This is a genomic window from Streptomyces sp. NPDC006798, from assembly GCF_040635975.1.
Taxonomy (GTDB): Bacteria; Actinomycetota; Actinomycetes; order Streptomycetales; family Streptomycetaceae; genus Streptomyces.
The window spans coordinates 51,612-71,368 of sequence record NZ_JBEYIS010000026.1 but is presented as its reverse complement, the minus strand read 5'-3'; the positions used below and the strand labels follow the sequence as shown (position 1 = coordinate 71,368).

General features: G+C 69.8%; 16 protein-coding genes. 8 read left to right on the top strand and 8 right to left on the bottom strand.

All coding sequences use genetic code 11. The annotated features are described in order from the left end of the window. Window positions 1-82: 82 nt before the first annotated feature. The 8 genes from ABZ714_RS19385 to dnaA all read right to left on the bottom strand — a co-directional run bounded on the left by ABZ714_RS19385 (window position 83) and on the right by dnaA (window position 13,406). Window positions 83-697, bottom strand: coding sequence for a DUF3566 domain-containing protein (locus ABZ714_RS19385; protein WP_358826480.1), 615 nt, complete (start codon window positions 695-697; stop codon window positions 83-85). A 4-nt stretch (window positions 698-701) separates the two neighbouring features. Further along, the gene (gene gyrA, locus ABZ714_RS19380; protein ID WP_358826479.1) at window positions 702-3,377 is read right to left on the bottom strand and encodes a DNA gyrase subunit A; all 2,676 of its coding nucleotides are present in this window, start codon (window positions 3,375-3,377) and stop codon (window positions 702-704) included. Window positions 3,378-3,418: 41 nt separating this feature from the next. Then, window positions 3,419-5,482, bottom strand: a complete 2,064-nt coding sequence (gyrB, locus tag ABZ714_RS19375) for a DNA topoisomerase (ATP-hydrolyzing) subunit B (RefSeq protein WP_358826478.1) — start codon at window positions 5,480-5,482, stop codon at window positions 3,419-3,421. Window positions 5,483-6,421: 939 nt separating this feature from the next. Next, the gene (locus ABZ714_RS19370; RefSeq protein WP_358826526.1) at window positions 6,422-6,928 is read right to left on the bottom strand and encodes a DciA family protein; all 507 of its coding nucleotides are present in this window, start codon (window positions 6,926-6,928) and stop codon (window positions 6,422-6,424) included. Window positions 6,929-7,059: 131 nt separating this feature from the next. Beyond that, window positions 7,060-8,247, bottom strand: a complete 1,188-nt coding sequence (gene recF, locus ABZ714_RS19365; protein ID WP_358826477.1) for a DNA replication/repair protein RecF — start codon at window positions 8,245-8,247, stop codon at window positions 7,060-7,062. Between the two features lie 60 nt (window positions 8,248-8,307). Next, entirely contained in the window at window positions 8,308-9,204 is an 897-nt protein-coding gene (gene gnd, locus ABZ714_RS19360; RefSeq protein WP_358826476.1) for a phosphogluconate dehydrogenase (NAD(+)-dependent, decarboxylating), read from the bottom strand. Window positions 9,205-9,392: 188 nt separating this feature from the next. Next, entirely contained in the window at window positions 9,393-10,523 is a 1,131-nt protein-coding gene (gene dnaN, locus ABZ714_RS19355) for a DNA polymerase III subunit beta (protein ID WP_358826475.1), read from the bottom strand. 1,041 nt (window positions 10,524-11,564) lie between these two features. Continuing rightward, window positions 11,565-13,406, bottom strand: a complete 1,842-nt coding sequence (gene dnaA, locus ABZ714_RS19350; protein ID WP_358826474.1) for a chromosomal replication initiator protein DnaA — start codon at window positions 13,404-13,406, stop codon at window positions 11,565-11,567. A gap of 397 nt (window positions 13,407-13,803) precedes the next feature. Between dnaA and rpmH the strand changes: the two genes are divergently transcribed. The 8 genes from rpmH (at window position 13,804) to ABZ714_RS19310 (ending at window position 19,751) form a co-directional block, all read left to right on the top strand. Beyond that, window positions 13,804-13,941, top strand: coding sequence for a 50S ribosomal protein L34 (gene rpmH, locus ABZ714_RS19345; RefSeq protein ID WP_003956500.1), 138 nt, complete (start codon window positions 13,804-13,806; stop codon window positions 13,939-13,941). 18 nt (window positions 13,942-13,959) lie between these two features. Further along, window positions 13,960-14,331, top strand: coding sequence for a ribonuclease P protein component (rnpA, locus tag ABZ714_RS19340; RefSeq protein WP_358826473.1), 372 nt, complete (start codon window positions 13,960-13,962; stop codon window positions 14,329-14,331). Continuing rightward, window positions 14,328-14,705, top strand: coding sequence for a membrane protein insertion efficiency factor YidD (yidD, locus tag ABZ714_RS19335; RefSeq protein WP_358826472.1), 378 nt, complete (start codon window positions 14,328-14,330; stop codon window positions 14,703-14,705). Before rnpA ends, yidD begins: the two co-directional genes overlap by 4 nt. Window positions 14,706-14,708: 3 nt before the next feature. After that, the gene (gene yidC / locus ABZ714_RS19330) at window positions 14,709-15,974 is read left to right on the top strand and encodes a membrane protein insertase YidC (protein ID WP_358826471.1); all 1,266 of its coding nucleotides are present in this window, start codon (window positions 14,709-14,711) and stop codon (window positions 15,972-15,974) included. A gap of 16 nt (window positions 15,975-15,990) precedes the next feature. Continuing rightward, window positions 15,991-16,503 (top strand): R3H domain-containing nucleic acid-binding protein, encoded by a 513-nt coding sequence (locus ABZ714_RS19325; protein WP_358826470.1) that lies wholly within the window; start codon window positions 15,991-15,993, stop codon window positions 16,501-16,503. 124 nt (window positions 16,504-16,627) lie between these two features. Beyond that, on the top strand, window positions 16,628-17,344 hold the full coding sequence (rsmG, locus tag ABZ714_RS19320; protein WP_358826469.1) for a 16S rRNA (guanine(527)-N(7))-methyltransferase RsmG: 717 nt from the start codon (window positions 16,628-16,630) through the stop codon (window positions 17,342-17,344). A gap of 233 nt (window positions 17,345-17,577) precedes the next feature. Next, the gene (locus ABZ714_RS19315; protein WP_358826468.1) at window positions 17,578-18,654 is read left to right on the top strand and encodes a ParA family protein; all 1,077 of its coding nucleotides are present in this window, start codon (window positions 17,578-17,580) and stop codon (window positions 18,652-18,654) included. Then, entirely contained in the window at window positions 18,651-19,751 is a 1,101-nt protein-coding gene (locus ABZ714_RS19310; RefSeq protein WP_358826467.1) for a ParB/RepB/Spo0J family partition protein, read from the top strand. The genes ABZ714_RS19315 and ABZ714_RS19310 overlap by 4 nt, the downstream gene beginning before the upstream one ends. The last annotated feature ends 6 nt before the right edge of the window (window positions 19,752-19,757 follow it).

Below are 19,757 nucleotides of genomic sequence, written 5' to 3'. Positions count from 1 at the left end.
CCGCCGGAGCGGGGGAGGCCCCCGGGTGCGGACACCCGGGGGCCTCCCCCGACAACGAGCCCGGCGCGGTGGCCGGGTGGGTCTACTCGTCCTCCGCCAGGGTCAGCTCGACGCCGCCCACGAAGCCCGCGGAAAGGTTGTAGATAAAGGCGCCCAGCGTCGCCAGGGCCGTGACCAGGACCACATCGATGACCGCGATCACCGAGGTGAAGATCAGCACCCGGGGGAGCGAGAGGAACGCCTGGAGGTCGAAGCCGTTGCTCTCGTTCGAGCCCGTGGCCTCGCTGATCGTGCCGCCGACGGTGGAGAAGACGCCCATGGCGTCCATCACCGTCCACAGCACCGCCGAGGCGACGATGGTGCAGATCCCGAGCGCGATGGAGAGCAGAAAGCTGACCTTCATCACCGACCACGGGTCGGCCTTGGCGACCCGCAGCCGGGCCTTCCGGGTCCGGGGGGTGGTCCGGGCGCCCGTACGGGGCATCCGGACGCCCTCGTCGCCGTCCGCCGACTGATACGCCTGCGGGGGGCGGTAGGGCCCCGAAGCGGGCTGGGCCGCCGGGCGCTTGCCGTCGAAGACCGGGGAACGCCCGTCCGTGTCCACCGCACCCCCCTGGGAGTCCGTGGCAGAGCCACGGGGGCCGTTCCTCTTGGCAGCTCCGGCTGCGGCCGGCCCGGCTCCCGTGGCTCCACTCACGCCTTTACTCCTCGTGCTCCCGGGCCGAGGACTCAGTGCCCTCGGCAGCCGCCTCGGCCGGTTCACCGCCGGCCACACCGATCCCCCTGACCTCAACAGAGGTCACGGGAGCCGATTCGGTTCCGTCGGATCCGACTTCGGTTCCGTCGACTTCCTCGGCCTCGCGGCCGGCCTCGGCGTTGCGGGCGATACCGACCACGGCATCGCGCTTGCCCAGGTTGATCAGCTGGACACCCATGGTGTCACGGCCGGTCTCCCGGACTTCATTGACTCGCGTACGAATCACACCACCGCCGAGGGTGATGGCCAGAATCTCGTCGGACTCCTCGACCACCAGCGCGCCCACGAGCGAGCCGCGGTCCTCCACGATCTTGGCGGCCTTGATGCCGAGGCCGCCGCGGCCCTGGACGCGGTACTCGTCGACCGCGGTCCGCTTCGCGTACCCGCCGTCGGTTGCGGTGAAGACGAACGTACCGGGCCGGACGACATTCATCGAGAGCAGTTCGTCGCCCTCGCGGAAACTCATCCCCTTGACACCCGAAGTGGCGCGTCCCATCGGGCGCAGCGCCTCGTCCGTCGCGGTGAACCGGATCGACTGCGCCTTCTTGCTGATCAGCAGCAGATCGTCCTCGGCCGAGACCAGCTCCGCCCCGATCAGCTCGTCGTCGGCGCCGCTCTCGGTCTCCCGGAGGTTGATCGCGATCACACCGCCGGAGCGGGGCGAGTCGTAATCCTTCAGCGGGGTCTTCTTGACCAGGCCGCCCTTGGTGGCGAGGACCAGATACGGCGCGGCCGCGTAGTCCCGGATGGCCAGGATCTCGGCGATCCGCTCGTCCGGCTGGAAGGCGAGCAGGTTGGCGACGTGCTGGCCGCGGGCGTCCCGGCCGACGTCCGGCAGCTCGTACGCCTTGGCCCGGTAGACCCGGCCCTTGTTGGTGAAGAAGAGCAGCCAGTGGTGGGTGGTGGAGACGAAGAAGTGGTCGACGATGTCGTCCTCCTTCAGCTTGGTGCCCCGCACCCCCTTGCCGCCGCGCTTCTGCGAACGGTAGTCGTCGGTCTTGGTCCGCTTCACATAGCCGCCGCGGGTGATCGTGACGACGATGTCCTCCTCGGCGATCAGGTCCTCGATGGACATATCGCCGTCGAAGGGCACCAGCTGCGAGCGGCGGTCGTCGCCGTACTTCTCGACCAGGACGGCCAGCTCGTCGCTGACGATCCCCCGCTGCCGGGCGGGCGAGGCGAGGATCGCGTTGTACTCGTTGATCTTCGCCTGGAGCTCGTCGTGCTCCTGGATGATCTTCTGCCGCTCCAGGGCGGCCAGCCTGCGGAGCTGCATCTCCAGGATCGCGTTGGCCTGGAGCTCGTCGATGGCCAGCAGGTCCATCAGGCCGCCGCGGGCGATCTCGACGGTGTCGCTGCGCCGGATCAGCGCGATGACCTCGTCGATCGCGTCGAGCGCCTTGAGCAGACCGCGCAGGATGTGGGCCCGCTCCTCCGCCTTGCGGAGCCGGAACCTGGTCCGCCGGACGATGACCTCGATCTGGTGGGTCACCCAGTGGCGGATAAACGCGTCCAGCGAGAGCGTCCGCGGCACCCCGTCGACCAGCGCCAGCATATTGGCGCCGAAGTTGGTCTGGAGGTCGGTGTGCTTGTAGAGGTTGTTGAGGACGACCTTGGCGACCGCGTCCCGCTTGAGGACGATCACCAGCCGCTGGCCGGTCCGGGACGAGGTCTCGTCGCGTACGTCGGCGATCCCGCCGATCTTGCCGTCCTTGACCAGGTCGGCAATCTTCTGCGCGAGGTTGTCCGGGTTGACCTGGTACGGCAGCTCGGTGACCACCAGGCACTGCCGGTTCTGGATCTCCTCGACCTCGACCACCGCGCGCATCGTGATGGAGCCGCGGCCGGTACGGTACGCCTCCTCGATGCCCTTACGGCCCACGACCAGCGCGCCGGTCGGGAAGTCCGGGCCCTTGATCCGCTCGATCAGCGCGTCGAGCAGCTCCTCGTGGGAGGCGTCGGGGTGCTCCAGCGCCCACTGGGCACCGGCCGCGACCTCGCGCAGATTGTGCGGCGGGATATTGGTCGCCATGCCGACCGCGATCCCGGCGGAGCCGTTGACCAGCAGGTTCGGGAAGCGCGCCGGGAGGACCGTCGGCTCCTGGTTACGGCCGTCGTAGTTGTCCTGGAAGTCGACGGTGTCCTCGTCGATGTCCCGGAGCATCTCCATCGACAGCGGCATCATCTTGCACTCGGTGTACCGCATGGCGGCGGCCGGGTCGTTGCCCGGGGAACCGAAGTTGCCGTTGGAGTCGACCAGCGGCATCCGCATCGACCACGGCTGGGCCAGCCGGACCAGGGCGTCGTAGATCGAGGAGTCGCCGTGCGGGTGGTACGTACCCATGACGTCACCGACGACGCGGGCGCACTTGTAGAAGCCCTTCTCGGGCCGGTAACCGCCGTCGTACATCGCGTACAGCACCCGGCGGTGAACCGGCTTGAGGCCGTCCCGGACATCGGGCAGCGCACGCGAGACGATCACGGACATCGCGTAGTCGAGGTAGGAGCGCTGCATCTCCGTCTCGAGCCCGACGGGCTCGATCCGCATCTGCGGCTGCTCGTCCGCGGCGGCGTCGCCCGCGGGGTCCTCGGTGGTGGCAGGAGTGTTCTCGTCGGCCATTGCTGGTCTTGGATCCTTTCGTACGGTCAGCGGAGACCGACTCAGATGTCGAGGAAGCGGACGTCCTTGGCATTGCGCTGGATGAAGGAGCGCCGGGCCTCGACGTCCTCACCCATCAGCACCGAGAAGAGATCGTCGGCCTGGGCGGCGTCGTCCAGCGTGACCTGGCCGAGGACCCGGTGCTCGACGTCCATCGTGGTGACGCGCAGCTCCTCGGCGTTCATCTCGCCCAGACCCTTGAAGCGCTGGATCGAGTCCTCCCGGATCCGCTTCCCCTGCTGCTTGCCCAGCTCGACCAGGGCGTCGCGCTCCCGGTCCGAGTACGCGTACTCGAAGTCGTCCCGACCCCACTTGATCTTGTAGAGCGGGGGGCGGGAGAGGAAGACGTGTCCGGCCTCGACCAGGGGCCGCATGAAGCGGAAGAGGAACGTCAGCAGCAGGGTGTTGATGTGCTGGCCGTCGACATCGGCGTCCGCCATCAGGATGATCTTGTGATAGCGGAGCTTCTCGATGTCGAAGTCCTCGTGGACCCCGGTACCGAAGGCCGAGATCAGCGCCTGGACCTCGGTGTTCTGGAGGATCTTGTCGATCCGGGCCTTCTCGACGTTCAGGATCTTGCCGCGGATCGGCAGGATGGCCTGGTACATCGGGTTGCGGCCGGACTTCGCCGAGCCGCCGGCCGAGTCGCCCTCGACGATGAAGATCTCGCACTTCGTCGGGTCGTTCGACTGGCAGTCGCTGAGCTTGCCCGGCAGGGACGCGGACTCCAGCAGACCCTTGCGGCGGGTCAGATCGCGGGCCTTGCGGGCGGCGACCCGGGCGGTCTGCGCCTGGACGGCCTTGCGGACGATGTCCGCGGCCTCGTTGGGGTTGCGGTCGAACCAGTCCGTGAGGTGCTCGTGCACCACCTTCTGGACGAAGGTCTTCGCCTCCGTGTTGCCCAGCTTGGTCTTGGTCTGGCCCTCGAACTGCGGCTCGCCCAGCTTGACCGAGATGATCGCCGTCAGGCCCTCGCGGATATCCTCGCCGGAGAAGTTGTCGTCCTTCTCGCGGAGCAGCTTCTTGTCCCGGGCGTACCGGTTGACCAGGCCCGTGAGCGCGGCGCGGAATCCCTCCTCATGCGTACCCCCCTCATGCGTGTGGATGGTGTTCGCGAAGGAGTAAACGCCCTCGGTGTACTGAGAGTTCCACTGCATCGCGATCTCGGCCGAGAGCATCCGCTCCTTGTCCTCGGCCTCGATGTCGATGACGGTCGGGTGGATCAGCTCACCCTTGCGCGAGTTCAGGTACGTGACGAAGTCGACGATGCCGCCCTCGTAGTGGTACGTGACCGAGCGCGCCTGGTCGGAGTCCTGCTCCTCGGCCGAGTCGGCACCCACGGTGGCCCGCGCGGACTCCCGCTCGTCGGTCAGCGTCAGGGTCAGGCCCTTGTTCAGGAAGGCCATCTCCTGAAAGCGCCGGGAGAGCGTCTCGAAGGAGTACTCGGTGGTCTCGAAGATGTCGCCGTCGGCCCAGAAGGTGACCGACGTACCGGTCTCGTCCGTCGCCTCGTTCTTGGCGAGGGGCGCGGTGGGGACGCCGAGCTTGTAGTCCTGGGTCCAGCGGTGGCCGTCCGTCCTGACCTCGACCGCGACCTTGGTGGAGAGCGCGTTGACGACCGAGACGCCGACACCGTGCAGACCGCCGGAGACGGCGTAGCCGCCGCCGCCGAACTTGCCGCCCGCGTGCAGCACGGTCAGTACGACCTCGACGGCGGGCTTGTTCTCCGAGGGCACGATCCCCACCGGGATGCCGCGGCCGTTGTCGACGACCCGGACCCCGCCGTCGGCGAGGATCGTGACGTCGATGGTGTCCGCGTGCCCGGCGAGCGCCTCGTCGACGGAGTTGTCGACGACCTCGTAGACGAGGTGATGAAGGCCACGCTCACCGGTGGAGCCGATGTACATTCCGGGCCGCTTGCGGACCGCGTCCAGGCCCTCCAGGACGGTGATCGCGCTGGCGTCGTACGAGGCGGTGACCTCGCCGCCTCCGTCGGCGGGAGTGGACGGGTTGATCTCGTTGGGGTTGCCGGAATCGGCCACGAAGCGCCCTTTCTGGCACAGCACAAGCCGTTCTCCGGGCAGGCGGGGACGGCTGCGTCGTTCGACATGTTCCGCAAGGTGGCGGGATTGTCCACCAGTCTACCGGTACCGCCGACACGAATGGGGGTTTGCCGGTGGCTGAGTCCGCATGTGCCGCCCTGGGAACCGTCGGTCCGACTCCCCATATCAGGGGAGGGGCTCCAAGAGGCTCACACGGGCGTTGAGCGCTTCTGCCTGTCAACCGTTCGTCACGGTCCGGCAGCGCCCCGGGAAGACCATCCGCACCAGGCGTCCCCCGCCCCTCGCCCGGGGCCGGTCGCCCGTGCGCCCGCGAGGGCCGGGCCACCGCCGGGAGACGGCTCCGGGGCGGGTCCGGGCGGTTCGGGAGAGGGCGTGGGGGACGGATCCCCGGCGCGGAGGCGCGGGCGGCGGAGAACGGAGCGCGTTACGGGCGTACGACGCCGGGCGGGGCGTACGACGAAACCCGCGAGCCCCCGGCGCGGCGCCCCCGAGTCCGGCGCCCCCGAGTCCGGCGGCCCCGCGACGGCCGGCGAGTTTCTCGGCGGCCTCCGACAGGATGAGCGAGCGGGGCCGGGGCTGTGTGCGATCACAAGGCGGAGGAGGGGGTCCCCGGGCCGGGCGGCGAGTCCACGCGGCGCAGGGTGCCATCGGCGATCGACGGCAACGCGGCGTCAGGCACTTCCCGGGTCGCCGGGGCCCGGGGGGAGCGCGTACCAGGGCACGCGAACCCGGCGAGATCCACAGGAGACGGTCCACGGCCGACGGCCTCGGGCCGGGCCCGGCGCGCCGAACGCCGTACGAACCGGAGACCGGCCGGGGTTCCGGGCCCGTACAGGACCCACCGTCCCGGGACCGGCGGGGCATCCGCCCGGAACCCGTCCGGGACTCGTACGCCTCAGGAACCGCCCCGGAACCACCCGCCCCCGGCCCCGTCGTACGGCATCAGCCGTAGGTGTCGCCGGGGCCCGTACTGCCGGGGGCGCGCAGCGGCCCGTAACCCCGGCGCGGCGCGCCCGGCCCCAGCACCTTGATCAGCCGCACGGTGCCCTGGCCCAGGTCCTCGTTGAGCCGGGCCACCAGCCGGGGCGCGAGCAGCCGGAGCTGGGTCGCCCAGGCCGTGGAGTCGCACTGCACCGTCAGCACCCGCTCGTCCTCGTCGTACCGCTGCGGTACGCAGTGCTGCGCCAGGCCCTCGCCGACGATCTGCGGCCAGCGGCCCATCACCCCGCCCACGGCGGCCGGGGTCTCCCAGCCGCGTTCGGTGATCAGCCGGTTGATCGCGGCGCCCAGCGGCAGCGGATCACGGCCGTCCGCCCGGGCGCCGGAGCGGAGCCCGCCGCCCCGGCGGGCCTGCCGCCGCTCCTGCGCGGCGGCCCCGCGGGCGCGGGCCTGTTCCTTCGCGGCACGCAGCGCGACCCGGGCCAGATCGATCCCCGACGGCTCCGGCACCCGGGCGCCGTCCGCACCACCGAGCCCACCGAGCCCACCGGGAACTCCGGGCCCGCCCGGACCCGCCGGACCGCCCGGCAGACCGGCACCCGGCCCACCGGCTCCGAACCCCGGGAACGGCGTGTTCTCGTTCACAGCCGGGTCACCTCGCCCTCCGCCACCGCGTACCGCGCCCCGGTCAGCACATCCGGCACGTCGTCGCCGACCGCCGCGGTCACCAGGACCTGCTCACCCGGTGCCACCAGCTCCGCCAGCCGCTCCCGCCGCCGGGCGTCCAGCTCGGCGAAGACGTCGTCCAGGACCAGTACGGGCTCATTGCCCTCGGCGCGCAGCAGATCGTACGAGGCCAGCCGGAGCGCCAGCGCGTACGACCAGGACTCGCCGTGGCTCGCGTACCCCTTGGCGGGCAGCCGGCCGAGCCGGAGCACCAGCTCGTCGCGGTGCGGCCCGACCAGGGTGACGCCCCGCTCGATCTCCTGCTTGCGGGACGCGGCCAGCGCCGCCATCAGCTGTTCGTACAGCTCGTCGGGGCGGTCCGGTGAGGGCTCGGCGTCCGCCGCTCCCGCCGTCTCGGCCGGTTCCCGGCCGGGGTCGCCGTCCGCCGCCGCCGCCGCGGCGGACGAGCGGTACTCCAGGGCGACCGGACCGCCGCCCGGCGCCAGGGACTCGTACGCCTTGTCGGTCAGTGGCTGGAGGGCCGTGATCAGCTCGGCCCGGCGGGCCAGCAGGTCGGCACCGGCGCGGGCCAGATGCTGGTCCCAGACGTCGAGGGTGGAGAGGTCGGCGCCCCGGCCGCCGTGCCGCCGGGCCAGCGCCGCCGACTTCAGCAGGGTGTTCCGCTGCTTGAGCACCCGCTCGTAGTCGGAGCGGACCCCGGCCATCCGGGGCGACCGCGCGGTGATCAGCTCGTCGAGGAAGCGCCGCCGGTCGCCCGGATCGCCCTTGACCAGCGCCAGATCCTCCGGCGCGAAGAGTACGGTCCGTATGATCCCCAGCACATCACGCGGCCTGACCTGCGACGATCGATTGATCCTGGCGCGATTGGACCGGCCCGGGTTGAGCTCCAGCTCGACCAGCTGGGACCGCTCGCCCTGGGTGACGGCGGCCCGGATCACGGCCCGCTCGGCCCCGGCGCGGACCAGCGGGGCGTCCGACGAGACCCGGTGGCTGGCGAGGGTGGCCAGATAGCCGACGGCCTCGACCAGATTGGTCTTGCCCTGCCCGTTCGCCCCCACGAACGCGGTGACGCCCGGGTCGAGCGGTACCTCGACCCGGGCGTACGAGCGGAAGTCGGCCAACGACAAATGCGTGACGTGCATGGATCTACGCCGACCTCCCCGGCCGCGGCCGTCGTGCTCTCCGGCCGACGGCCGTTACTTCTACTTCTTGGTCTCCACCGCGTGGCCGCCGAACTGGTTGCGCAGCGCCGCGATCATCTTCATCTGCGGGGAGTCGTCCTGCCGCGAGGCGAACCGGGCGAAGAGCGACGCGGTGATCGCCGGGAGCGGCACGGCGTGGTCGATGGCCGCCTCGACGGTCCACCGGCCCTCGCCGCTGTCCTCCGCGTAACCGCGCAGCTTGTCGAGGTGCTCGTCCTCGTCGAGCGCGTTCACCGCCAGGTCCAGCAGCCAGGAACGGATCACCGTCCCCTCCTGCCAGGAGCGGAAGATCTCGCGTACGTCGGTGACGGCGTCGGCCTTCTCCAGCAGCTCCCAGCCCTCGGCGTACGCCTGCATCATCGCGTACTCGATGCCGTTGTGGACCATCTTGGCGAAGTGCCCGGCGCCCACCTTGCCCGCGTGCACCGAGCCGAACTCGCCCTCGGGCTTGAGGGCGTCGAAGACCGGCTGCACCTTGGCGACGTTCTCGGCGTCACCGCCGTACATCAGCGCATAGCCGTTCTCCAGGCCCCAGACACCGCCGGAGACACCGCAGTCGACGAAGCCGATGCCCTTGATGCCCAGCTCGACGGCGTGCTTCTGGTCGTCGGTCCAGCGGGAGTTGCCGCCGTCGACGACGACATCGCCGGGGGAGAGGAGTTCGGCCAGTTCGTCGATGGTGGACTGGGTCGCGGCCCCGGCCGGGACCATCACCCACACCACGCGCGGGGCCGGAAGCTGCTCCACGAGCTCCGACAGGCTGTGGACATCGGCGAGATCGGGGTTCCGGTCGTATCCCACGACGGTGTGGCCCGCGCGGCGGATGCGCTCGCGCATATTGCCGCCCATTTTCCCGAGGCCGACGAGGCCGAGCTGCATCTTTCGTGTCCTTCGCATAGTCCGACGTTTTCCGTACCTGACCTGGGTCGAGCCTACGCCGGACGGCTCGGTGCGGCCCGGCGGGCCACCCGTCGCCCCATCGGCGGGGTGGAGTCCGCCGGGGCGCGGCGGTCGTCGTGCCCCTGACCCGGGGCGGGGGCACGACCCCGGCGGCCGGGAACGGCCGGCCGGGGTCCGGTGGATGATCAGCCGGAGAGGCGGACCGGCATGATCAGGTACTTGTACGCGTCGTCGGCCTCGGCGTCGACCGCGGGACGGCCGCTCAGCAGGGCCGGCTTGGTCGAGGTCGTGAAGGAGAGCTGGGCGACCGGGGAGTCGATCGCGCTCAGACCGTCGAGCAGGAAGGTCGGGTTGAAGGCGATCGAGATGTCGTCGCCCTCCAGCTGGGCGTCGACCCGCTCCACAGCCTGTGCGTCGTCGCTGGAGCCCGCTTCGAGGATCAGCACGCCCTGCTCGAAGCTGAGTCGGACCGGGGTGTTCCGCTCGGCGACGAGCGCGACGCGCTTGACGGCCTCCACGAAGGGCGCGGTCTCGATCACGGCCACCGAGTTGAACTCGGTCGGGAAGAGCGTGCGGTACTTCGGCAGATCGCCTTCGAGCAGCCGGGTCGTGGTCCGCCGTCCGGCGCCCTCGAAACCGATCAGCCCCTCACCGGCACCGCTGCCGGAGAGCGCGAGAGTGACCGTGTCACCGCTGGTCAGCGCCTTGGCCGTGTCCAGCAGGGTCTTGGCGGGGACCAGGGCGACGGCGGAGGTACCCGCTTCCTCGGGCTTCCACAGGAACTCGCGGACCGCGAAGCGGTAGCGGTCGGTGGAGGCCAGCGTGACGGTGTCGCCCTCGATCTCGATCCGGACACCGGTCAGCACGGGCAGCGTGTCGTCCCGGCCCGCGGCGATGGCGACCTGGGCGGCGGCGGCGGCGAAGACCTCACCGGGGACGGTCCCGGTCGCGGTCGGCATCTGCGGCAGAGCGGGGTACTCCTCCACCGGCAGGGTGTGGAGGGTGAAGCGGGAGGAGCCGCAGACCACGGTCGCCCGTACACCGTCTGTGGAAATCTCCACCGGGCGGTTGGGGAGGGCGCGGCAGATGTCGGCGAGCAGCCGGCCGGAGACCAGGACCGTGCCGTCCTCCTCGATCTCGGCCTCGACCGAGACACGGGCCGAGACCTCGTAGTCGAAGCTGGAGAAGCTCAGCGCGCCGTCCTCGGCCTTCAGCAGCAGACCCGCGAGCACGGGCGCCGGAGGACGGGCTGGGAGGCTCCGGGCCACCCAGGCCACCGCCTCCGCGAGTACATCGCGCTCCACCCGGATCTTCACCGGAACCGCCTCCTGCTGTCGCCGTCTCGCCCTTGCTGGCTCTTGTCGTCGGCTGTGTCGCCGGGGACCAGTCTGACGTACGGCGCTGACAGCGGGTGCGCCTCGGGGTCAAGTCGGGTCGACGGGCGTGCCGGGCGGTCGGCGCGAGTTGTGCACAGGTCCCACTTCGAAGCGAATTCCCCGGTAACTCTAAGTGGGAGTAGTAGTAGGGCTTGTGGATACCGTGGATAACCCCGTTTTCGCAGGTCAGTCGCGGTTTTTTATCCACCGGGCCTGTGGGTGGCGCTGGGGGTAAACCCAGGGTTTCTGTGGACACCGGAAAGTTCTGCACAGGCGATGCACAGCCGAGGGGTAGTTCTCCCCAGTCCTGTCCCCAGCTTTACCCAGGTTCCCCACAGCCCAATCCGGTGTCCTGGTGTGACGGCTTTCACTCGACCGGGTGAGAGGGGGTGTTGTGTTGCCGAACAGTGGACAGCGGTGTGGACAAGCTGTGGGCAACCGGCCGTCGTCTGTGGGTGGCCGGTGGACAACTTTTCCCGACCCCTGTGGACGATCTTGTTGTCCACAGCCTGTGGATCACGGTTGGCCACAATTCCACAACCGACTGACCTGCTGTGATCATCAGAGGGTCGGTCCGCCTGTGGACACCGTAGGGACAACTCCGCAGTCCCCAGGGTGTGGACGGTGGATTCTCCCCCTTCCTGTGGAGAACCGCGCCATCCCGGTCGGTATTCGAACACCCGCCGCGCCGCCGTCCACCGCCTCCGGGGCCTCCGCACCCCGCCGCGCCCGCCCCAGCACCGCTTCCGGGGCGCCCTTCCGGCGCTCCGGGGCACCTTCCGGGCGCCTCAGGTGACGTCTCCCGGGCTCGTTTCCGGCGCCTCCCGGGGCTCTCGGCGCCCTCCGGACGCGTACCGCCCGGGGCCGGGTCCGTACCGCCCGGGAAACGACGGAGGGCGCCCGGGACCCGTCGTCCCGGGCGCCCTGCGCCCACAGCTGTGGACGGCGACGACGGCCGTCCGGCCACCGTCGCCGTCCCCGTCAGCCGTTCTTGATGCGGTTGGTCAGCTCGGTGACCTGGTTGTAGATGGAGCGCCGCTCCGCCATCAGCGCCCGGATCTTGCGGTCCGCGTGCATCACCGTCGTATGGTCCCGGCCGCCGAACTGCGCGCCGATCTTCGGCAGCGACAGATCCGTCAGCTCCCGGCAGAGATACATGGCGATCTGCCGGGCCGTGACCAGGACCCGGCTGCGCGACGAGCCGCAGAGGTCCTCCACCGTCAGCCCGAAGTAGTCCGCCGTCGCCGCCATGATCGCGCCCGCGGTGATCTCGGGGGCCGCGTCCTCGCCGCCCGGGATCAGGTCCTTCAGCACGATCTCGGTCAGCCCGAGGTCGACCGGCTGCCGGTTGAGCGACGCGAAGGCCGTCACCCGGATCAGCGCGCCCTCCAGCTCGCGGATATTGCGCGAGATCCGCGAGGCGATGAACTCCAGCACCTCCGGCGGCGCGTTCAGCTGCTCCTGGACCGCCTTCTTCCGCAGGATCGCGATCCGGGTCTCCAGCTCGGGCGGCTGGACATCGGTCGTCAGCCCCCACTCGAAACGGTTCCGCAGCCGGTCCTCCAGCGTCATCAGCTGCTTGGGCGGCCGGTCCGAGGAGAGCACGATCTGCTTGTTGGCGTTGTGCAGGGTGTTGAAGGTGTGGAAGAACTCCTCCTGCGTCGACTCCTTGCTCGCCAGGAACTGGATGTCGTCGACCAGCAGGATGTCGACGTCCCGGTAGCGCTTGCGGAAGGTGTCGCCCTTGCCGTCCCGGATCGAGTTGATGAACTCGTTGGTGAACTCCTCGGAGCTGACGTACCGCACCCGGGTCCCCGGGTAGAGGCTGCGCGCGTAGTGCCCGATGGCATGCAGCAGATGCGTTTTGCCGAGCCCCGACTCCCCGTAGATGAAGAGGGGGTTGTACGCCTTCGCCGGGGCCTCGGCCACCGCCACGGCGGCGGCGTGCGCGAACCGGTTGGAGGCGCCGATGACGAAGGTGTCGAAGAGGTACTTGGGGTTCAGCCGGGCATGCGGCTCCCCGGGGCCCGCGGCCCCGCCGCCGGACGACGGCGACGACCCCATGAGTCCGGCCGGGATCCCCGGACCGCCGGGCCCGCCGCCGGCGCCCGGTCCACCGGACGGGGCGGGACCCCCGGAGTGACCGGGCGCGCCCGAGCCGCCGGGCCGGTGCGCCGGAGGCTCCCGCCGCTCCGGGCGCGGGGGCTCGTACCCCTGGTGCTCGGACTGCTGCGGGGAGCGGTAGTCGTGCGGCGGCTGATGCGACCGGGGGGAGGCGTACGGATCGCGGTCCTGGAAGCCGCCGAGCCGCGGCTGCTGCCAGGACAGGTCCTCCTGGCTCCGCGGCCAGGCGCCCGGCTCGGGCCGGGACTGCGGATACTCCGGGTAGGCGGGCCGGATCTCCGGGAGCCCGTCGTCGCCCGGCCGGTGGCCGTAGCCGCCGTAGGGGTCGTTCTGCTGATGGGGGTAGCGGCCGGGGCCCGGGGCGCCGCCGTCGTCGTAGGACGGCGGGGCGGGCGGTGCCGGGGCCTGCGGGGCCGCGGGACCGGCGGCCGAGTCGTCGACCGTGATCGCGATCCGGATCGGCCGTCCGCACTCCCGGCTGAGCGTCTCACTGATCAGCGGGGCCAGCCGGCCCTCCAGGACCCGCTTGCCCCATTCGTTGGGGACCGCGAGCAGGGCGGTGTCGGCGACCAGCGCCAGTGGCTGGCAGCGCTCGACCCACTGCTTGTCCTTGGGCTCGACGCCCTGCTGGCCTTCGGCGAGAAGCTGCTCCAGCACTCGTGGCCACACTGCGGCAAGATCGGCAGGTACGTCAGCCACGAGCCACGCTCTCTCGAAGATCCCGCACGTCCGCCGGAGGCGGGCTCCGGGGCGGGGGAAGGACAGTCAAGGACAGAAAGGAAAAGGTTCGGAGTCCGGCCACGGTAGTCAGGGCGGCCCGGCTCGTTCAAGTTGTTGTCCACAGCCTGTGCACAGACGGCCCCGTCCGGCACCGGATGGGCGGGGGCTCCGGCGCCGGTTTGACCGGATGGCGTAGCCGCGCGTACCGTAACCAGGTCGAGTTGTCGATGGCTGCTGCCGCCTGCCTCCGATGGGCAAAGATCACCTTCCGTGGTCGTGAAGCGGTGCACTCGGGCGAAACGCGAGCTACTCGTGGGCGCACGGTGACAGCCAGGCGATGCCCCGCCACCTACGAATCTCTTTCTGGAGCCCCCGAGTGAGCAAGCGCACCTTCCAGCCGAACAACCGTCGCCGGGCGAAGACCCACGGTTTCCGTCTGCGCATGCGCACCCGTGCCGGCCGCGCGATTCTCGCGTCTCGCCGCAGCAAGGGTCGCGCCCGTCTGTCCGCCTGACCGCGTACAGGTCATGACGTGCTGCCTACCGAGAATCGGCTGAGGCGGCGCGAGGACTTCGCGACCGCGGTACGACGAGGACGCCGGGCCGGCCGCCCGCTCCTCGTCGTCCATCTACGCAGCGGTTCACCGGACCCGCACGCGCCTGGGGAGAGCGCTCCCCCGACGTGTGCGGGTTTCGTCGTGAGCAAGGCCGTGGGTGGCGCGGTTGTGCGCAACAAGGTCAAGCGCCGACTGCGGCACCTGATACGCGACCGGCTCGCCGAGCTGCCCGCCGGTAGCCTGGTGGTCGTACGGGCGCTGCCCGGAGCGGGCGACGCCGACCACGCACAGCTGGCCCGAGACCTGGACGCCGCCCTGGAGCGGCTGCTGGGAGGGGGCGCGCGATGAAGTACCCGCTGCTGGCTCTGATCAAGCTGTACCAGTGGACGATCAGCCCCCTGCTGGGGCCCGTCTGCCGGTACTACCCGTCGTGTTCCCACTACGGGTACACGGCCATCGACCGGCACGGTGCGGTGAAAGGCACGGTGCTCACCGCCTGGCGGATTCTGCGGTGCAATCCGTGGTCCCCGGGCGGAGTGGATCATGTGCCGCCGCGTAAACGTCCCCGGTGGCACGAGATGCTGCGGAACGCCCTGCGGGGCAAGGACGCCGTTGTCGGCACGGAGGGCGGGCGCGGCGCAGATTCTGTGCCGTCACGGGGAGCGGACTCCGCTCCCGGCAGTCCGGCCGCAGAGACCTCGCCCAATGCTCAAGGAGCCTGATTAGTGGACACGATTGCCAGTCTCTTCAGTTTTATCACCACACCTGTCTCGTGGATCATCGTCCAGTTCCACAAGCTCTACGGGGCGATCTTCGGTCCCGACACGGGCTGGGCCTGGGGACTGTCCATCGTGTCGCTGGTGGTCCTGATCCGTATCTGTCTGATCCCGCTCTTCGTGAAGCAGATCAAGTCGATGCGGAACATGCAGGCGCTCCAGCCGAAGATGAAGGCGATCCAGGAGCGCTACAAGAACGACCGGCAGCGCCAGTCGGAAGAGATGATGAAGCTGTACAAGGAGACGGGTACCAACCCGCTCTCCTCGTGTCTGCCCATCCTCGCCCAGTCGCCGTTCTTCTTCGCCCTGTACTACGTCCTCTCCAAGATCGCCTCCGGTAACGTCGTCGGCTATATCGACGAGCCGCTGCTGGCCAGCGCCCGGCAGGCACATATCTTCGGTGCCCCGCTGGCGGCGAAGTTCACGGACAGCCCGGAGAAGGTCGCGGCCCTGGACGCGTCGCTGACCGACGTCCGCGTGGTCACCGCCATCATGATCATCCTGATGTCGGCGTCGCAGTTCTACACCCAGCGCCAGCTGATGCAGAAGAACGTCGACCTGTCGGTGAAGACCCCGTACATGCAGCAGCAGAAGATGCTGATGTACATCTTCCCGGTGATCTTCGCGGTCATGGGCATCAACTTCCCCGTCGGTGTCCTCGTCTACTGGCTGACCACCAACGTCTGGACCATGGGTCAGCAGATGTATGTGATCAACCAGAACCCGACGCCCGGCAGCAAGGCGCAGGACCAGTACCTGACCCGGCTGCTGAAGTCCGCCACCCACCGCGGCGAGGTCCGCTCCCGCCGTCAGCGCAAGGTCGTCCAGGTGCTCGTGGCCAAGGGACCCGAGCGCAATGACAACGAGCGGAAGTTCGTCACGAGCCTCGCCAAGGCGGGCTACGCCGCCCAGGCCGACGGCACCATCGTGAAGAGCGACACCCTCGAGACCGAGCCCGAGGCCGGTGCCGGACGGCGGCAGCAGCCGAAGCGGCAGACCAAGTCCAAGCGCCAGTCCGGGCCGCAGTCCGGTACCGGGAGCAAGCCGGAGGAGCCTGCCGCCGGCGACAACGACGAGTCGAAGCCCTCGCTGGAGAAGAAGGCCACGACCCAGTCCGCCAAGTCCAAGCAGCCCCGGGCCAACTCGGGTCGTCAGCAGCCCAAGTCCGGACGCAAGGGCCCGCAGCGCCCCAAGCACCCGTCGTCCAAGAAGTAGTAGAAGGAGTCCATCCGTGACGGAAGGCACCATCCCCGCCGCCGCCGAGGAAGGCGACACCCTGACCCGCCTGGAGCAGGAGGGTGAGATCGCCGCGGACTACCTCGAAGGTCTGCTCGACATCGCCGATCTCGACGGCGATATCGATATGGACGTCGAGGCGGACCGGGCCGCTGTCTCGATCATCAGCGATACGGCAGGCCGTGATCTGCAGAAGCTGGTCGGCCGGGACGGCGAGGTCCTGGAGGCTCTGCAGGAGCTGACCCGGCTCGCCGTGCACCGGGAGACCGGTGACCGCAGTCGGCTGATGCTGGACATCGCGGGCTTCCGGGCCCGTAAGCGCACCGAACTCGCCGAGCTGGGGGCCAAGGCCGCCGACGAGGTGAAGAACAGCGGTGAGCCGGTCAAGCTCAAGCCGATGACCCCGTTCGAGCGCAAGGTCGTCCATGACGCGGTCGCCGCGGCCGGATTGCGCAGCGAGTCGGAGGGCGAGGAGCCGCAGCGCTTCGTCGTCGTCCTCCCGGCCTGACCCCGCTCGTTCCCTCGGCCCCGTCTGTAGCGCAGGCGGGGCCGAACTTTGTCAGCCTGATAGTCAGCGATAGTCAGCCACCACGGTCCATCAAGCGGCAGTACGGTACGGAAGGACGGTTCCCGTGACGGAGGCAGCGGAGCTTCCCCAGGCGCCCGAGGCGGCGCAAGCGGTCTTCGGCGATTTCTTGCCCGAGGCCGTGCGCTATGCCGAGCTGCTGGCCGATGCCGGGGTGAAGCGGGGACTGATCGGTCCGCGTGAGGTGCCCAGGCTCTGGGAGCGCCATCTGCTGAACTGCGCGGTGCTCTCCGAGGTGGTGCCCGAGGGCGTCACCGTCTGTGATGTCGGCTCCGGTGCCGGACTGCCGGGTATCCCGCTGGCCCTGGTCCGCCCCGATTTGAAGATCACCCTGCTGGAGCCGCTGCTGCGGCGGACCAATTTCCTCCAGGAGGTCGTCGAACTGCTGGGCCTCGACCATGTGACCGTGGTGCGCGGCCGGGCCGAGGAGATGATGGGCACGCTGCCCCCGGTCCATGTGGTGACGGCCCGTGCCGTGGCGCCGCTGGACCGGCTCGCGGGCTGGGGTGTGCCGCTGCTCCGCCCCTATGGGGAGATGCTGGCCCTCAAGGGCGATACCGCCGAGGAAGAGCTTCGGGGGGCCCGGGCCGCCCTCAGCAAGCTGGGTGTGGTGGAGACCTCGGTCCTCCAGGTCGGAGAGGGGCTGGTCGACCCCCTCTCCACCGTGGTGCGGGTGGAGGTCGGGGAGAGCCCCGGCGGTGTGCGGTTCGCGGCCAAGCGTGCCAAAGCGGCCCGGGTCAGCCGTTCGCGCCGCCGTCGCTGACCCCCCTGGCTCCCATACGTACGTATGCCGGAGTGTCGCCCGGGTGTCGCTCTGCGGCCCCGGGCATCGTGTTTCACGTGAAACGTCGCTCACTGCTGCACGGAATCATCAGCCGCGGGCGTGCCGCCGCCCCGATTCGGAACCGGAGACCCCTCGCCGGGGTTACGAAGTTGTCCACAGAGGTGGATTCATCCACAGAAGCACGGGCCTCGCTGGTTCATGACCCCGAAAGCATGGCAGGCTCTCTCTATCGCGAGCCTGAAGTCGAGGAGAGTGAATCCTTGCGGTCCGACGCCAACATCGCGGGACCGATGACCGATCCGGTCCCCGGCCCCCGTACCGAGTCGCCGGGAGACGATGTTTCACGTGAAACACCGGCCCCGATGGACGACACCCCCATCGGTCGAGCGGCCCAGCTCGCCGTACAGGCACTGGGACGGGCCGGTGAAGGTCTGCCACGACCGGAGCAGACCCGCGTCATGGTGGTCGCCAACCAGAAGGGCGGCGTAGGCAAGACCACCACCACGGTCAATCTCGCCGCCTCCCTCGCACTGCACGGTGCGCGTGTTCTGGTGATCGACCTCGACCCCCAGGGCAATGCCTCCACGGCGCTCGGTATCGACCATCACGCCGAAGTCCCCTCGATCTACGACGTCCTGGTGGAGAGCAAGCCGCTCTCCGATGTGGTCCAGCCGGTCTCGGACGTCGAAGGTCTCTTCTGCGCCCCCGCCACCATCGATCTCGCCGGTGCGGAGATCGAGCTGGTGTCGCTGGTGGCGCGGGAGAGCCGACTCCAGCGGGCGATCCAGGCATATGAGCAGCCACTGGACTACATCCTCATCGACTGCCCGCCCTCCCTCGGTCTGCTGACGGTCAATGCGCTGGTGGCCGGTGCGGAGGTGCTGATCCCCATTCAGTGCGAGTACTACGCGCTGGAAGGGCTCGGGCAGCTGCTGCGGAATGTGGATCTGGTCCGTGGGCACCTCAATCCGACCCTGCGGGTCTCGACGATCCTGCTCACCATGTACGACGGCCGGACCCGGCTGGCCTCCCAGGTGGCCGACGAGGTCCGCAGCCACTTCGGTGAAGAGGTTCTGCGGACCAACATCCCCCGCTCCGTCCGGATCTCGGAGGCACCCAGCTACGGGCAGACCGTGCTGACCTACGACCCGGGCTCCAGTGGCGCCCTGTCGTATCTGGAGGCGGCGCGGGAGATCGCCCTGCGCGGAGTCGGTCTCCAGTACGACCCGCACCATGCCCATCAGGGCACTCAGAACAACCGGCAGAACATCTCGGAGGGGATTCAGTGAGCGAGCGACGTAGAGGGTTGGGGCGGGGACTCGGTGCCCTGATCCCTGCGGCTCCCCAGGAGAAGCCGGCGCTCTCCGGCGGGACCCCCGGTTCCGCCGGTACGGCTCCGACCATGACCGACGACCGCGGTATCGCGGCGGCGAAGGTGGCCCGGCTGCCCTCGGCCGCCGTGGCTCCCGATCTCACCATCGGAGCCGGGGACCCGGATACCGAGCCCGCGTTGATCGCGCCCACCGGTGCGCACTTCGCGGAGGTGCTGCTGGACGCGATCACCCCCAACCCCCAGCAGCCGCGGGAGATCTTCGACGAGGACGCCCTGGCCGAGCTGGTCACCTCCATCAAGGAGGTCGGTCTGCTGCAGCCCGTGGTGGTCCGGCAGCTCGGTCCCGAGCGCTTTGAACTCGTCATGGGCGAGCGTCGCTGGCGGGCCTGCCGTGAGGCCGGTCTGGAGCGGATTCCCGCGATCGTCCGGGAGACCGAGGACGAGAAGCTGCTGCTGGACGCCCTGTTGGAGAATCTCCACCGGGCCCAGCTGAATCCGCTGGAGGAAGCGGCGGCCTACGACCAGTTGCTCAGGGACTTCAACTGCACCCATGACCAGCTGGCCGACCGGATCGGGCGCTCCCGGCCCCAGGTCTCCAACACCCTGCGTCTGCTGCGGCTGGCGCCCTCGGTACAGAAGCGGGTCGCCGCCGGGGTGCTGACGGCCGGGCACGCCCGGGCGCTGCTCTCGGTGGACGATCACGAGGAGCAGGACCAGCTCGCCCGCCGGATCGTGGCGGAGGGGCTGTCGGTCCGTTCGGTGGAGGAGATCGTGACGCTCCTCGGCTCCGAACCCGAGCGGAGTACCCGGAAGAAGGGGCCCCGTGCGGGAGCCCTGGTCTCCCCCGCCCTCACCGATCTGGCCTCCCGGCTCTCCGACCGCTTCGAGACCCGGGTCAAGGTCGACCTGGGGCAGAAGAAGGGCAAGATCGTCGTCGAGTTCGCCTCGATGGAGGATCTGGAGCGCATTCTCGGCACCCTGGCGCCCGGGGAGGGCCAGGTCCTGGAGCGCGGTCTCGCCGGGGGTGGCAGCGCCGAGGAAGCCGGGGACTGAGGCCCA